This is a genomic window from Bacillus sp. JKS001846, from assembly GCF_900176455.1.
Classification (GTDB): Bacteria; Bacillota; Bacilli; order Bacillales; family Bacillaceae_G; genus Bacillus_A; species Bacillus_A cereus.
In genome coordinates this window covers 2701027-2715073 of the sequence record NZ_FWYG01000001.1, presented here as the reverse complement: position 1 = coordinate 2715073, position 14047 = coordinate 2701027, and the positions used below count along the sequence as shown (strand labels likewise).

Below are 14047 nucleotides of genomic sequence, written 5' to 3'. Positions count from 1 at the left end.
TGAATAATATGGCAATTATTATTAATATTGATGTAATGTTAGCAAAAAGAAAAATGAGTGTAACAGAACTTTCGGAGAAGGTTGGAATTACAATGGCTAACCTTTCTATCTTGAAAAATGGAAAAGCAAAAGCAGTCCGTTTTTCAACTTTAGAAGCAATATGTAAAGCATTAGAATGCCAACCGGGTGATATTTTAGAATATCAACCTGAAGATACCGAGTAAAAAGAGTCCTTCATATGAGTAATGGGTTCAGTGTAGGAAGAGAAAAATGCTAATAACCATTAGAAATAACAAAATAAAACGCTCAGAAGATATTCTGAGCGTCTTTATTTCCTTCTTCAACTAAAGCACCAGTTAGTGTAAAAAGCTATTTCACCATTTGTATGGCTAACTTATCTTTTAACATTGACCTATATGAGTCAATTTCATATTTTGTATTATTGATTTTTTCTTTTTTCATTTTTAACATATCGAATATTTCTAATTCTAAATTCCTTCTAGCTTCAAGAACTTTTATCGCTCCTTCTACACCTGAATGGTTATGTTCTTTCCCATAGCCTTGGTTAGTGTAATAGTCAATAATTCCTGTGGACCATTCTGGAGTTCTTTCTTTTAACGCCTTCCTAAATGAAAATTCAAGATTATCTTGTTCTACATACAATAACATTGGATTTAAATTCTCTATGATTTTTGCAACTTTCATTACATAATTTATTATTTTTTCTTTTTGTTCACCATATTTAATCATCCCAATTGTTAATGGATTTTGTATGAAACAACATTCAAAGATATAAACCTTATTGTCTTCTAGAGCAGTTTCAGCAAAGTCATTCCATTTGTCAACAATTAATTCAACATTTTTATCGAATGATAATTCATATATATCATTTTTTAAAATAACGTTAAATAATTCGTCCGAAAACTGGTTACCAAACTCATTTTTTATCTTTCTGTATGGTAATAAATAATTGCTTCCTTTTTTTAGAACTTTCTTAAGGAGCACTTCTTTAAAATCCCCACTGTTAGATAATAATCTATCAAACTCAAATTTATTAAAACAAGATACACCATCATAGTCGGCTGGGTGGTTCAAATTTCCTTCTAAAAATAGTTCAACTTCAATTTTATTTTGGCTTAAAATTTCATTTATTAGCTTTGCAGCGGTTGATTTTCCAAATCCAGGTAACCCTTCTACTATTATTAGTTTTGTATTCATAGCTATAAACCCCTACCTTCAAAGTATTTAACCAAGATTAAAAACATTACTTACTCCACTACAATCACCCCTTCAAAATATGATATTTACCATTTCCTTTGAAAAAACTTTCTTAAAGTAACCTGACTGTTAGTTTAAGAACATTTTTTCATAATCTTTATAATTATTTTAACATAATTCTTCCATTTATCTTGTTATTTAGAACGCTATTTAACTATATAAAAGTGCTTAAACACTATAATAACAATAAAAAAAGGGTTGCTAAATCATATGTGATTTACATCCCTAATTTATGTGTTATTTTATATTCTCTCTCCCGTAACTGAACCTGATATCGATATCATACGAGAAGGAATCTTTTTATTATACATTACGGCGCAAAACTAATTTGACCAGTAAACAATAGGATAATTGCTATGATCCAGAATATAAAAAATGATGAGGGCAGTATTAATGAAAGAATAGCAATTCCCTTCTTCTCTGTTCTTTTCGTCATTGTGATTATTGAAAGCATGATACCTACACCTGTCAGGGCAATTGTAATATAATCTCCAACTATATTACCTGCATTGGCTATCCTTGTTGGCGTTATAAAAACGAATAGAAAACACAAAATGCCGATGAGTAAAGATACATAGCTTATTATACTGTACTTCTTTTTAGGAACAATTTCAGTTTTCATACTAACCCCATCCCTTCTATATAGCTATGAGTTCATATTAACATGAATAACCATAATTTGGTTAAAATATAAAAAAGATAAAGTGGACGCTATCACTTTATCTTTCAGTTTATTTCTATCTAACAATTAACCTGGCTACTTCCTTAATAAAAATGGACGATTATCCTTTTATCTCTAGTAATTATTATATACAGAAAATAAAGTGAAACTTTAATCAGTGGAAGTTTTGTTCACCCTCCACTGATTATTAGTTGAACCAATCAGGCTGCCTGTTAATGCAGAACAAAATGAAAGAGTTCTAAAAAATAAAGACTGTACCTTTAAAATGAAAGATTCAGTCTTTATTAATAACTTTTTTTATAAAGAAAACTCTCTATCACTCACTATCTTAAAAAACTCCGAGTAATGTGATAAAGAATAATCCGCTACATCACAATTACCTTGAAACATACATGTTGAAATACCTAATTCTTTTGCAGGTAATAAATCTAATTCTCTATCTCCAATAGCTAAATCAATATTATGCTTTTTATGTAAATGATTATAAGCTAAAGAGTTGGGCTTTCGGGGAAAGCCATCGTCAATTGTAACCATATCTACAAAGTATTTTTCCCAGCCGTAATATTTTAAAATGTCCATAACTCCTGCCCTATGTTTATGGGTCATAATCACATTTTTATCTGCAAATTTCAAAACCTCTTCGACACCTGCAAAAGGTTTCATATCTTTTGGCGTGAATTTTCCCTTCAAAACTTTAATCTTTTCTTCCTGCTCGCATGAAATATTATAATACTGAATTGCATGAGAGTATGATATTTTTAAGTTTTTGTATATTTCTTGTTTTTCTACTGAGTCACCTAATATTTCAGAAAGCATTATTGTATATGCAGGATACGTATCAAATAACGTCCCATCAAAATCCCATAAAATATTCATTCTATTCACCTTCTATTTTCAAATCATTGGATGACTAAATCCGCCCTATCCCTAGGCAATTCCGTTTCTAAGTAATAATCCTCTGCTTTCCAATACCTATTTTCAAACTTTGAAAGGTTTTTCTGTGTCTCCTCACTCTCACGTAGAAACCTTGTCTCTCTTGGACAGTCCAAATAGACCATATAATGAAAGAAATCTCTCCATTCTTTTCGCTGCAGAAAAACTCCTTCAATAACAATTACCCCTACAATAGGAATCTGTACTTTTTCCATTTCACATATATCTGTTTCTTCATGAAAGAAAGGTAATTTCAATTTTGTTTCATGTTGTAGCTTTTGAAAAAATTTCTGCCTTAGCCATTCAATGTCCCATTGTAAATAATAATACTCGTACCATTCTTCATATCCAGTATGATATCGTTTATTACGCTCCACTATGTGATCATCAATATGGAAAATATGAAACGGAATGCCTTCTTGTTTCATATTTTCTTTTAAATTTGCTACGAATGTTGTTTTTCCAGATCGACTTAAACCATCTATACCTAAAATGAATCTATTTTCCCTATGCTTCTTCATAATCGTTATAAGTTCGTTTGTGCTCATTACTTCTTCCACTCTTCTTTTAATAAAGAATATAAAATAGTATCATGAGCAACTCCATTTTGAATCATATATTTTCGAAGTAATCCTTCTTCTTGAAATCCTGCTTTTATTAACAATTTTTGAGAAGATTTATTTTCTACATATACAACCGCTGCGATTCTTATAAGTTGCAATGTTTCAAATCCATAAGCTAAAATTGCTTGTAATGCTTCAGATGCATACCCCTGTCCCCAATATGTATCGTCTAATTCATAACCAATTTCAGCTCGTTTATGATGATTATTAATTAAATGAAATCCGCACGTTCCGATTAATTGGCCCGTCCCTTTTTTCTCGATTCCCCAGCGAAATACACTGCCCTCTTCATAACGATTTTTAAACGTTTGAATCGTTGTTTTCGCTTGCTCAATATTTTCAAAAGAATCCATTCCGAAATAACGTATAACAGATTCTTTTGAAAAATAACGGAACATCGTTTCTGCATCTAACAGTGTTAGTTCTCTTAATTGTAAACGTTCTGTTTCTAGTCTCGGAAACCCCATCTCTTTTTCTCCTTCTATTCTAATGAACTGCAAATTTCAATATAATTTCCATCTGGATCAGCAATGTAGGCAATTGTTTGTCCCCACGGTTTTACAATAGGTTCAACTAAAATCTTGATTCCTTGTTCTCTAAATTGCTCAATCGTTTCTTGTACATTCTCAACAACGAATCCTAATTCGAAATGAGAAGACTGTAATTCACCTTCTGTAAGCGGTAGTCCTGTTAATTCTTTCACATCTTGCCGCGTATTCATCGCTAAAATGGTAGTTCCAGTATTAAATTCAATATATGTTCCGTGCTCTGCTTTTATAGGTAACTGTAAAATATCTTTATAGAACCTTAAACATGCCTCAAACTTTTCTACATATAAAATGATGTACTTCATTTTCAAATTCATTTTACATCCCCCTTTGTATCTATTCCTAAAATTTCGACAAAAGTCTCATAAAAACCTTGTTCCTTGTAGTAATGAGCAAAAAAAAATGAGGCCGATTTCTCGGCCCCCCAGCTTATTGGCATAAAACAGGAGATTTGGTTTGGACATAACCAGTTCGTACTTTTATTATATTTTATTTTTTCTGAATTTTAAATACATTAAACACCTATTTATATTGAGAAAGTTTTTTGCTTGCATAAAATTAAAGATTTTAAGAAATGATACAAATGGAGGTGTATACATATGGAACCAATGCTATGTCCAAGTTGTAAAACAAACCGTACCCGCTTTAATATTCTTGAGCAACAAGTAAAACCAGTCAAATTAAATCCACAAACTGGTCAAGTAGAAGAAGAATACACAAATGAAACGATGAATGCTTTTCATATGGCCTATCAAGGACCTACTTATCGCGTCCAATGCGCTGTATGTGGGCTTGTTGAAAACCCAGAACAATTTATTAAACCTGCTCAAAATCAGTCTTTCTAATAAAAACATGATTATCCCTTATAGAAATAGATTTTTCTATAAGGGATTTTTTCGTTTAATAAGTTAATTAAAAATGGATTTCTTCCTTATTATATGTTAAACTTCGCACTATTTTGCTAATATTCAAAAAAGGGCAATACATCAAGTAATATTAATATTTAGGATTTCGGATCATTTTGACTAGTGGTTTATTATTAAGAATCATTTCTTATTCATTTATGATTTTTATTTGGTTATAAGATTTTAATACTTAACTAGTAGTTCTACACCTTAATTGCATAGTTTTTATTATGTAAAAAAGAGTGAGCAAATTACGTTTATATAGAAACAAAAGAAGTTGATCCCGGTTTTCCCTCTCATCAACTTCTTTTAAACTCCACTCTTTATTATAATATTTCACTTTTTAATTTTTTGATTTTCCAAGAGAGTCTTATAAAAAAGTACATCCACATACAACCTGAAAGACCTGTCGTAACTTTCGCCCACATTGGCAATCTTGATTCCATCGGGCTTAAAAATAGGTTATACATTGATGGTAATATACTTGCTGATATAATAACAAGGAATAGCAATAATTCATTTAGTTTTTGTATCCTCGTCTCTTTTTCTGAGTAAATATCAGGCAATTCATTAACCTCTTCTACCTCTTTACAAAAATAATTCCATCTTGTGAAACTTGTTACGCGTTTCCAACCTGACATTTCGTATATTTCGAAATACTCTTGTTGTTGTTCTTTCGAATCTCTATAAACCAATCTAAAATCAGCTTTGTATATTACATCTTTTGGCTCAGTTTTCTGAAACGTATACATTAAATTATATTTTTGTAATGCCCAACCTTGCTGATGCATCTTTCGTAAAAAAGCTTCTTCTTTTTCTAAATTCCATGCCGTAAAAAATTTAAATACCCTTTTTATCTCCATCTTCCATTCACTCCCCTAATATACTATTTCCATTCCTTACAGATCTCTGCAATCTATTGTACTCCAGTTCCAGCACTTCTCTCCCAAACGGCGTTAACTCATAGCACTTCTTTCTGTCTGTAGAGGCAACTTCAACAATTAACTTCTCTTTTAGTAATTTCGTCGTATTTCCATATAAAGTACCAGGGCCGAGCTTTACTTCCCCATTTGTCATCTCTTCTACCATTTGCATAATTCCGTAGCCATGCAACGGCTTCACGAGTGACAATAATATGTAATATGTCGCCTCAGTTAACGGAATATATTTTTGCGCCTTCCCATTCATTATAACTACCTCCGATACATCGCCTTATGATATATCGACTTACGATACATCGCATATCGATATTGTATAATCATATTCCAAAATATGCAAGAGTAATTTAATAATTAAATATCCATTTCTTTGAATTAAAAAACCATACAAATTTTCTGAATAATTTGTTAAAATATAGAAATATTAGCTCTTTTATAATGAAAGGAATGGTACATATGATAAATAAATTGAAAGAAAACATCGGATCTGTGTTTGTTGGGAAAGAAAATGTTATTGATCTACTGCTCGTTTCACTTCTTGCTGGTGGGCATGTATTGCTCGAAGACGTGCCTGGTACTGGGAAAACGTTACTGGCGAAAACCATTTCCAAAAGTATTGGTGGTAGTTTTTCTCGCGTTCAATTCACCCCTGATGTACTTCCAAGTGATGTAACAGGTATTGAATACTTCAACCCAAAAACAAGCGAATTCGAATTAAGAATTGGACCAGTTATGACAAACATTTTGCTAGCAGATGAAATTAACCGTGCAATGCCGAGAACGCAGTCGAGTTTGTTAGAAGCGATGGAAGAACGACAAGTGACGCTCGAAAAACAATCTACGCCTCTGCCGAAACCGTTCTTTGTTATTGCGACGCAAAACCCAATTGAATCACAAGGGACTTTCCCTCTTCCAGATGCACAGCTTGATCGCTTTTTAATGACGATTTCAATCGGTTATCCTACTCCTGAAGATGAGCTACAAATGATGCGACGTTTTCGGAACGATTTACCATTAGAAAGTGTCACATCTGTCATCTCATTAGAAGATATTTTAGAATCTCAAAAACGAGTAAAAGAAATATTTGTTTCGGAACCGTTAGAACATTACATTATTAAACTTGCTCATGCTACAAGAAATCATGATTATATCGCTAACGGTGTAAGCCCACGTGCCACATTAGCTTTAGTACGTGCTGTTCAAGCTTTAGCCTTTTTACGCGGGAGAGAATATTGCACACCAGAAGATATACAATTGTTAGTTCCTTCTGTTTGGAATCACCGTATCGTCTTATCAATGGAAGGTGCCCTGCGCACGACTAAAAATGATATAATGCAAAGTATTTTAAAAGAAGTTGACGTACCTGTGGAGATTGAGCAAGCATGAATGGACAGCGTGTTGTAACTGTGCCTTTATTTTTTCAACTCCATATTATTCAACTAACCGTTCCAATCGCGTTACTTTTCACATTCTTTTTCCCGCAACGAATGCTTATGTTTCTCTTTTTCTTCTATTATATATTTGCGATTTTTATTTATAAATATGTCGCTTTCATAGAGAAGAAGTTTCAAATCATAAATGAGAAACAAACTACACGGCTTTTTCCTGAGGAATCTGGACAGTTTTTTATTCATTTAAAAAATGGAGCCAGCATACCGCTCGTTAATGGTGTTTGTTACTTTCATTTAAATTCGTCCCTTATACCGCATAAAGAGCAAGGCATTGAACAAATATCAAAAACATTATTCTCTTTCCCATTTTCACAACCCGCACATTCGGCACAAAAATGGGGTTTAACATTAACCGCAACGAAGCGTGGTGTGTTTCAAATTGAACAGTTTGAATGTGTATTAAAAGATCCATTTCATCTATTAACTGTACATTTACCTGTTTTTGATAAATTAAGGACTGAAATTATTGTGTATCCTTCTCCTAAAGAAGTAGCAGGTTTGCAAGAACTTCAGCAACTTTTGAATGGATTTTATCGAACGAATTTTTCTTTTTACAATGATGAAACATCTATTATCGGTGTAAAGCGATATGAGCGTGAGTCTTTCCGCTCTATTCATTGGAAGGCATCTGCTAAAATGCAACAATTACAAGCGAAGCAATATGAACCTGTAAAAAATTATAGTTGGACGATTTGTCTTTCTTTAGCTGCCGATCGTGGATTTGGTTGGAAAGATAATGTAGAAGAACTTATTTCATATGCAACATACATTTTCCAGTACACAACGAAGCACCACATTCCGTTTGAATTGTTTATTAGTGTATTAGCAGAAGGCGGTGCATTACATGTACCGTTAAATGAAGGACAAACACAATATGCAAAAGCTTTAGAAGAATTAGCCCGTATTTCAGATGATAGTACGTTACTTCCGAAACAAGGATTCCTTCATTATGTAAAGAGAAAGAGAGAACGATCGTCTACAATGATATACATTGGTTTACAAAGAAATGAACTCCCTCTTCTCTCGCAGCCAACGTTTCTCATTACTAGTGAAGGGATGGTGGAACCAGTTGAAAACTTGGCTATATCACATTCATGATTTCATTCTGCTCCTCCTGCTTTCATTATTAACAGAAAGAGATGAACTAATTAGTATTGCAATATTTTTAACAACAGGCTATATTGGAGTATTTCTTATTCATAAATTTATGCAGAAAAAAACAACAGGATTTGTAATACTTTTAGTTCTTCAAATCGTTCTTTTCTCTTTATTTTTACCTTTTTCTCTTTTTGGCACAATCATATTACCACTATTTTTCTTTATCGTACATGTGGTCGGACCTGGATATCCAGTTCAAAAATCTTTAGGTGGTATTGTATGGTTTGTCGTTTCAGCTATATTTTATGCACCCTTTCCACCGTTGTGGAAACTATTAATGTTAGCCTTGCATCTTATGATTACATTTTGGTTAACCGGGGCAAATCGCAAACAACAACTATTACGTTTTGCTTCTATCATTACGATTGGCTTAATGAGTATATTAATTGTTCAAGTATTTCCTTTCATTCGACTTATTTTTGGTTTTATAACGGAAGTAGTCGCATTAGGCGTCGGCTATGCTTTAATGCCATTAATTAAAGCAGCGGAATTAAAAGATACTGAAGATGTTTGGGCAAATAAAGGACATCTCTTAAAACCCAAAATTGAAGACGGAAAAAAAATTCCTGATTTTGATCCAATACTCATAAATAGCGCTACAATAATAGTCTGTACAGCTATCGCTATTTACGTCGTTTGGAAAATAGTAAAAAAACGAAAACATTTAAGTTTACCAAATATGCCCGCCTTCGAATCTACTATCATTACTGATAAAGAAGGAATAAGCCAAAATCGTTTTAAACGAAATAAACCGCCACATAACGAAATTCGGAAGGAAATTTTCAAGCTAGAGAGTAAGTTAACCTCTCCTTTAAATAGAAAACGGGGAGAAACTGTTGAGGCTTGGCTAGAAAGAATAAACGATGAAGAAGATGTAAATATTCAAAGTGATATTATTATAGATGCTTATAATACGGTGCGGTATTCAAATGGTGCAAACACTGTACTTCTACATGAATTTAAGGAAGAGATTCATAAGCTTTATGCATATCAAAAAAGTTTGAAGAAACGAAAGAAATAACGTAACAAAAAGACTCCTATATTCATAGGAGTCTTTTTATACTTCTACGTTGCTTTTTAAATGGAAGCATTCTTCCCTGCTTCAATTTCTAATGACTCTTCATGCCACCAAAGTGTTTCTTCAGGATCTTCTTTAGCGATTTGGTGTGCTTCTTTTTTCGTTTCTACTGTAGGATATGAACCTTTTAGCGCACGCCCTGAAGTCGTAACGAATAGTACACTAAATACAACTAATCCAATAATACTTACACCTGCTAAATAAAATGCCGGTGCGAGCGGGTTACCAGTTGCATGAACTAAGTATGAACATACAAGCGGTGTTGTTCCACCGAATATCGATACAGAAATATTAAATGAGATCGAAAGTGCTCGATAACGTACATCAGTGAAAAAGAGTGATGGTAATAATGAAGGTAATGTTCCTTCATATACACTTAAGAAGAAACCTAGTACGAAAATACCTGCAAATATAGCTGCAATATGTCCGTTACCTATTAGTAAAAATGCTGGAATTGCAAATACAGTTAAACCAAGTAAACCAATTTGCACAACACGTTTATTACCAATTTTATCACTTAATTTACCGAAATATAGTGCTAGTGGAATCATAAGTGCCATCGTAATAGAAATAATTAATAAGCCTGTTGTTTCTTCGACTTTAAGTACTTGAGTTAGATAAGAAGGAATATACGAAAGAATCATATAATTTGTAATATTAAAGAAGGCGACAATTACTGTGCTTAATAAGAAGTCTTTTTTGTGATATTTAATAATATCCATAAATGAAAATTGTTCATTGTCTTCAGATTCCTCTTGTGCTTTTTCCATCTCTTCAAAGATTGGAGATTCATCTAGATGACGGCGTAAGTATAAACCGACCAAACCAATTGGTGCAGCTATTAAGAATGGAATACGCCATCCCCAGCTGAGCATTTGCTCATCTGTTAACAATAACGTCAAAATGGTAACAATTACCGATGCAGCAATGTAACCTGAGAGTGTTCCAATTTCAAGACCACTACCGAGTATACCACGCTTTTTATCTGGAGAAGATTCTGCGATATAAACCATTGCTCCTGAATATTCGCCGCCTGTAGAGAAGCCTTGAATCATTCGGGCAACTAAAAGTAGTATTGGTGCCCATACACCAATTTGTTCATAGGTTGGTAGTAATGCGATGAATAATGTAGAAAGTGCCATTAAAATAATAGTAGTACTTAACACGATTTTTCGGCCGTACTTATCTCCTATTCTACCAAAGAATACACCTCCGATTGGTCGAACGAGAAAGGCTGCTGCAAATGTACCGAATGTAAGTACAAGTTGCAATCCACTATTATCAACACCTGAGAAGAATAATTGACTTAAAATTACCGCTAAATACGCGTATAATCCGAAGTCAAACCACTCCATTGCGTTCCCTATACCAGTAGCAATTACTGCTTTCCTGGCTTGTTTAGGATTGACAATATTAACGTCTTGAGGTTCAAAATTTAAATCATTATTTTGTTGCATATAATAAAACAGCTCCTTATTTAATTTAACTTCTTTAAGCACACCTTCTCTTATTGAATAAAATTAATTCGAAGCACTTAAGGAAAAACAACGTCTCCTTATCTGTTATTATTATTTCACATAATTAATTATTTGTCCAATTAAATGCTCTTTTTCTATAAAGTTACACCCTGTTTAACTTTTATATAATGACGTGTAGCTTATATAATATATACCTTTACACTACAAATAAATCTTTAATTCATTAGATTGTACAACGTACCTATAATTATTTCCTCTAACTTAAAAACCAGTAACTTTTACTGAAATTTTGCATATATTTAGAAAAGCGAACTCATTAATACGAATTTCTTCTTATTGCATTCAACCATAAAAATATGGAGTATCATTAAATACCTAATTAGATAATATTATTATAATTTTCTTTTTGAAGGAGGATATTTTATGTTGGAGATAATATTTTTGCTTACTTCTTTGTCTTTTCTCTTAATCATTTCTGGTTTTTTCATCATCTTAAAACAATATAAAGAAATAAAAACCATAAGAACAATATTAACTACAAAAAAAGAAAATGAGAAAACTACATCCGAAAACTCAATCCCTATGCAATTAGATCTTAGTGTTCTCAATAATTTAATAGCTTCTGGTATAAACAAAGGTTCTAATTCAGTTAATGAAAATTCGGAGGCAGATAAAACTAAATAATTGCTATGTTTGTAACAAGAAAATATTTATCTCCTATTTTATCTATTCTTATTAATAACTACCTCTGATTAAAAAGGAGACTACTTATGTGTAAAAATCCAATCTCTATTATTATCCCCATACAGCATCAAACAAGCGTTTTACCCGAAATTCTAAAAGCATGTCAACAACTGAAACCTTTAGAAGTTATTCTTATTATTAACGGATGTATTGATGATTGTATTGATATTACACGATCTTACAGTTGTAAAGTTATTACACTAGAAGAATCAACAGAATATAATATTTGTTATACAATTGGAGCAAAAAAGGCAAGAGGTAATTGCCTATTATTTTTAGATGAAAATTACATTATTCAATCTTCCACACTTATACAATTTCTTCAACCATTACTAGACGGATCCGCTGATGTAGTATTAAATAATTTGGATTATTTTTTTTATAAGAAGCAACGGCCTAATATAGCAATGATGTGGCAGCAAGTTACGAATCATTTTTTTCATCGTTCAGATTTAAATGTTAACTCATTATTATTTCCTCCCTATGCAATAACAAAAAAAGTTCTAGAGGCAATTACTCCAGAAAGTTTATCAAATCCGATATTGGCACAAATGAAAATTATTAAATATAAATTTCAGATTTGCAATCATCTAAAAATTTATATACCTCAAATCCCCTCCTTCCCTTCAAAACAACTCACTTGTTATCATCTTGAAGCTATTGAACATTGGATAAATATAGCGCAAGATTCAAGAGGAAACTACACTGATAGTAGCCGAAGGCGGGATATTATTTTAGGGCTTCAAAACGGCGAACAAAAATATATGCCAAAAATAAGTACAGGTAAAGAATTTTATTCGAATACTTATGGGGATAAACAATTATCGGTTATCATCCCTGTTCAAAATGAAGAAAAAACGATAGAATCTGTAATTTATGAGGTACAAAAATTAAAACCTTTAGAGATTATCATTATTGTTAATGGAGCAACAGATAAAACAGAGGCATTGGCAAAGAATTGTGGTGCAACAGTTATTAGCTACAAAGAGCCACTTGGTAATGATACTGGACGTGCTGTTGGCGCACGTTTTGCAAAAGGTGATATATTATTATTTATAGATGGTGATTTCTTAATTCCTAGTTCTGATCTATTACCATTTGTACAATCTGTTCAAAATGGTACAGATTTAGCTTTAAATAAGTTAGAGTATTACTATATGTATCGATTTCCTTATTCTATCGTGACCGCATGTAAATATGTTGTGAATTTAGCATGTAATCGAAAGGATTTAGGGATGGGATCCACAATTGCTGTGCCTCATGCTTTTAGTCGCAAATGTATTGATACAATTGGTTTTGATTCACTTCTTTCACCTACCTCAAGTCAAGTTAAAACAATTTTAGCAGGCCTTCATGTGAAAAATGCCCATTCTGTCGATGTTGATAAGATGAATCGTGTTCGACCAGAAAAACACTTCTCTCAAGAAGGTTTTCTTTCATTAGCAACGCAACAAATCATTGGTGATCATATAGAAGCAATTTCTTACCTCATCGAACAAAAAAGAAACACTGAATGCTTTTAATTGTATATTCTTACCACCAAATAATATATGAATTTATTTTAAATATATAGCAAAATAAAAAAGATGGTTGTAACCATCTTTTTTATTTTTACATTAGATCAAAAGAAAAGTAGCAGGCAGGCTTTTCATTTCTGTATCTTTCTTAAGAAGTTTGAAAATAGAGGCTTGTTAATGAAGATGCAACACTTAAATCATCGTTTAGCGAGATTGAGAAACATGCAATTAATGGTAAAGTAATAACAATTGATCCACTAGAACTAATTACAATTGTAGGACTTGTCCCACATGTGCCCCCACAATCCACTACTGCATCAATTCCACTTCCAGGGGTAATTGTAATCTTAAGGCACACATCAAAACAAACATTATTCGTAGTACATGCCATAACTCTCCCTCCTTTCTCTTAACAATATATGCAGTTACTTAAATTCGGATACAACTCTCTTACTAAATTTAATAAATTAGGTGCTTCTTTAATATTAATTGGATAGTTAATTAACGTTTTATTAAACTATCTAAATAAGATAAGAAACTAAAATCATCCTTTACTGAAATAGCAATACATGCAATGAATGGTATTACATTGAAATTAGATGGACATTCATCATTGCACCTTACAAATATTTCTGCCCCACCATTTGGATTAACTATAGATTCTAAGCAAATGTTAAAACAACTCTTGTTGATGCAAGACAAGATATTCCCTCC

The 14047-nt window shown here is 32.3% G+C and carries 18 protein-coding genes; 7 read left to right on the top strand and 11 right to left on the bottom strand.

Annotated features, from left to right (window positions below):
* The first annotated feature begins 8 nt into the window (after positions 1 to 8).
* A complete protein-coding gene (locus B9A45_RS14625; RefSeq protein WP_000974619.1) occupies positions 9 to 224 on the top strand; it encodes a helix-turn-helix domain-containing protein in 216 nt (71 codons plus the stop codon).
* A 145-nt stretch (positions 225 to 369) separates the two neighbouring features.
* Here B9A45_RS14625 and B9A45_RS14620 read toward each other — a convergent pair whose 3' ends face one another.
* The 6 genes from B9A45_RS14620 to B9A45_RS14595 form a co-directional block, all read right to left on the bottom strand.
* Positions 370 to 1218, bottom strand: a complete 849-nt coding sequence (locus tag B9A45_RS14620) for a P-loop NTPase family protein (RefSeq protein WP_058839989.1) — start codon at positions 1216 to 1218, stop codon at positions 370 to 372.
* A 370-nt stretch (positions 1219 to 1588) separates the two neighbouring features.
* Positions 1589 to 1900 (bottom strand): hypothetical protein, encoded by a 312-nt coding sequence (locus B9A45_RS14615; protein WP_058839990.1) that lies wholly within the window; start codon positions 1898 to 1900, stop codon positions 1589 to 1591.
* A 357-nt stretch (positions 1901 to 2257) separates the two neighbouring features.
* Complete coding sequence (locus tag B9A45_RS14610; protein WP_001024220.1) at positions 2258 to 2836, bottom strand: HAD-IA family hydrolase; 579 nt, start codon at positions 2834 to 2836, stop codon at positions 2258 to 2260.
* A gap of 23 nt (positions 2837 to 2859) precedes the next feature.
* Positions 2860 to 3441, bottom strand: a complete 582-nt coding sequence (locus B9A45_RS14605) for a kinase (protein ID WP_000106112.1) — start codon at positions 3439 to 3441, stop codon at positions 2860 to 2862.
* The gene (locus B9A45_RS14600; RefSeq protein WP_084064193.1) at positions 3441 to 3983 is read right to left on the bottom strand and encodes a GNAT family N-acetyltransferase; all 543 of its coding nucleotides are present in this window, start codon (positions 3981 to 3983) and stop codon (positions 3441 to 3443) included. Before B9A45_RS14600 ends, B9A45_RS14605 begins: the two co-directional genes overlap by 1 nt.
* A 14-nt stretch (positions 3984 to 3997) precedes the next feature.
* Positions 3998 to 4381, bottom strand: a complete 384-nt coding sequence (locus B9A45_RS14595) for a VOC family protein (RefSeq protein WP_001049847.1) — start codon at positions 4379 to 4381, stop codon at positions 3998 to 4000.
* 282 nt (positions 4382 to 4663) lie between these two features.
* Between B9A45_RS14595 and B9A45_RS14590 the strand changes: the two genes are divergently transcribed.
* Positions 4664 to 4909 carry a hypothetical protein gene (locus tag B9A45_RS14590; protein ID WP_000433609.1) on the top strand — a complete coding sequence of 82 codons (246 nt, stop codon included), beginning with the start codon at positions 4664 to 4666 and terminating at the stop codon, positions 4907 to 4909.
* Between the two features lie 386 nt (positions 4910 to 5295).
* Here the strand turns inward: B9A45_RS14590 and B9A45_RS14585 are convergent, their stop codons facing one another.
* Complete coding sequence (locus B9A45_RS14585; RefSeq protein WP_058839993.1) at positions 5296 to 5832, bottom strand: DUF2812 domain-containing protein; 537 nt, start codon at positions 5830 to 5832, stop codon at positions 5296 to 5298.
* A gap of 7 nt (positions 5833 to 5839) precedes the next feature.
* A complete protein-coding gene (locus B9A45_RS14580; protein WP_001013432.1) occupies positions 5840 to 6157 on the bottom strand; it encodes a PadR family transcriptional regulator in 318 nt (105 codons plus the stop codon).
* Between the two features lie 206 nt (positions 6158 to 6363).
* Between B9A45_RS14580 and B9A45_RS14575 the strand changes: the two genes are divergently transcribed.
* From B9A45_RS14575 to B9A45_RS14565, 3 genes are read left to right on the top strand one after another with little or no spacing between them, the layout of a single operon-like run.
* A complete protein-coding gene (locus B9A45_RS14575; protein ID WP_000608798.1) occupies positions 6364 to 7293 on the top strand; it encodes an AAA family ATPase in 930 nt (309 codons plus the stop codon).
* Positions 7290 to 8456 carry a DUF58 domain-containing protein gene (locus B9A45_RS14570; protein ID WP_001014390.1) on the top strand — a complete coding sequence of 389 codons (1167 nt, stop codon included), beginning with the start codon at positions 7290 to 7292 and terminating at the stop codon, positions 8454 to 8456. Before B9A45_RS14575 ends, B9A45_RS14570 begins: the two co-directional genes overlap by 4 nt.
* The gene (locus tag B9A45_RS14565) at positions 8428 to 9537 is read left to right on the top strand and encodes a DUF4018 domain-containing protein (RefSeq protein WP_084064192.1); all 1110 of its coding nucleotides are present in this window, start codon (positions 8428 to 8430) and stop codon (positions 9535 to 9537) included. The genes B9A45_RS14570 and B9A45_RS14565 overlap by 29 nt, the downstream gene beginning before the upstream one ends.
* 56 nt (positions 9538 to 9593) lie before the next feature.
* Here the strand turns inward: B9A45_RS14565 and B9A45_RS14560 are convergent, their stop codons facing one another.
* The gene (locus tag B9A45_RS14560; protein ID WP_001186926.1) at positions 9594 to 11051 is read right to left on the bottom strand and encodes an MFS transporter; all 1458 of its coding nucleotides are present in this window, start codon (positions 11049 to 11051) and stop codon (positions 9594 to 9596) included.
* A 444-nt stretch (positions 11052 to 11495) separates the two neighbouring features.
* Between B9A45_RS14560 and B9A45_RS14555 the strand changes: the two genes are divergently transcribed.
* Together B9A45_RS14555 and B9A45_RS14550 are read left to right on the top strand one after the other, a co-directional pair.
* Complete coding sequence (locus tag B9A45_RS14555; RefSeq protein WP_000889686.1) at positions 11496 to 11756, top strand: hypothetical protein; 261 nt, start codon at positions 11496 to 11498, stop codon at positions 11754 to 11756.
* Between the two features lie 86 nt (positions 11757 to 11842).
* Positions 11843 to 13339, top strand: coding sequence for a glycosyltransferase (locus B9A45_RS14550; protein WP_000335240.1), 1497 nt, complete (start codon positions 11843 to 11845; stop codon positions 13337 to 13339).
* A 142-nt stretch (positions 13340 to 13481) separates the two neighbouring features.
* Here the strand turns inward: B9A45_RS14550 and B9A45_RS14545 are convergent, their stop codons facing one another.
* Complete coding sequence (locus B9A45_RS14545; RefSeq protein WP_000752467.1) at positions 13482 to 13724, bottom strand: hypothetical protein; 243 nt, start codon at positions 13722 to 13724, stop codon at positions 13482 to 13484.
* Between the two features lie 110 nt (positions 13725 to 13834).
* Complete coding sequence (locus tag B9A45_RS14540; protein WP_033676526.1) at positions 13835 to 14035, bottom strand: hypothetical protein; 201 nt, start codon at positions 14033 to 14035, stop codon at positions 13835 to 13837.
* Positions 14036 to 14047: the final 12 nt, after the last annotated feature.

Bases quoted from the DNA above. Each gene is read 5' to 3' on its own strand.
- B9A45_RS14625 (WP_000974619.1), top strand. From the start codon at position 9: ATGGCAATTATTATTAATATTGATGTAATGTTAGCAAAAAGAAAAATG.
- B9A45_RS14620 (WP_058839989.1), bottom strand. From the start codon at position 1,218: ATGAATACAAAACTAATAATAGTAGAAGGGTTACCTGGATTTGGAAAA.
- B9A45_RS14615 (WP_058839990.1), bottom strand. From the start codon at position 1,900: ATGAAAACTGAAATTGTTCCTAAAAAGAAGTACAGTATAATAAGCTAT.
- B9A45_RS14610 (WP_001024220.1), bottom strand. From the start codon at position 2,836: ATGAATATTTTATGGGATTTTGATGGGACGTTATTTGATACGTATCCT.
- B9A45_RS14605 (WP_000106112.1), bottom strand. From the start codon at position 3,441: ATGAGCACAAACGAACTTATAACGATTATGAAGAAGCATAGGGAAAAT.
- B9A45_RS14600 (WP_084064193.1), bottom strand. From the start codon at position 3,983: ATGGGGTTTCCGAGACTAGAAACAGAACGTTTACAATTAAGAGAACTA.
- B9A45_RS14595 (WP_001049847.1), bottom strand. From the start codon at position 4,381: ATGAATTTGAAAATGAAGTACATCATTTTATATGTAGAAAAGTTTGAG.
- B9A45_RS14590 (WP_000433609.1), top strand. From the start codon at position 4,664: ATGGAACCAATGCTATGTCCAAGTTGTAAAACAAACCGTACCCGCTTT.
- B9A45_RS14585 (WP_058839993.1), bottom strand. From the start codon at position 5,832: ATGGAGATAAAAAGGGTATTTAAATTTTTTACGGCATGGAATTTAGAA.
- B9A45_RS14580 (WP_001013432.1), bottom strand. From the start codon at position 6,157: ATGAATGGGAAGGCGCAAAAATATATTCCGTTAACTGAGGCGACATAT.
- B9A45_RS14575 (WP_000608798.1), top strand. From the start codon at position 6,364: ATGATAAATAAATTGAAAGAAAACATCGGATCTGTGTTTGTTGGGAAA.
- B9A45_RS14570 (WP_001014390.1), top strand. From the start codon at position 7,290: ATGAATGGACAGCGTGTTGTAACTGTGCCTTTATTTTTTCAACTCCAT.
- B9A45_RS14560 (WP_001186926.1), bottom strand. From the start codon at position 11,051: ATGCAACAAAATAATGATTTAAATTTTGAACCTCAAGACGTTAATATT.
- B9A45_RS14555 (WP_000889686.1), top strand. From the start codon at position 11,496: ATGTTGGAGATAATATTTTTGCTTACTTCTTTGTCTTTTCTCTTAATC.
- B9A45_RS14550 (WP_000335240.1), top strand. From the start codon at position 11,843: ATGTGTAAAAATCCAATCTCTATTATTATCCCCATACAGCATCAAACA.
- B9A45_RS14545 (WP_000752467.1), bottom strand. From the start codon at position 13,724: ATGGCATGTACTACGAATAATGTTTGTTTTGATGTGTGCCTTAAGATT.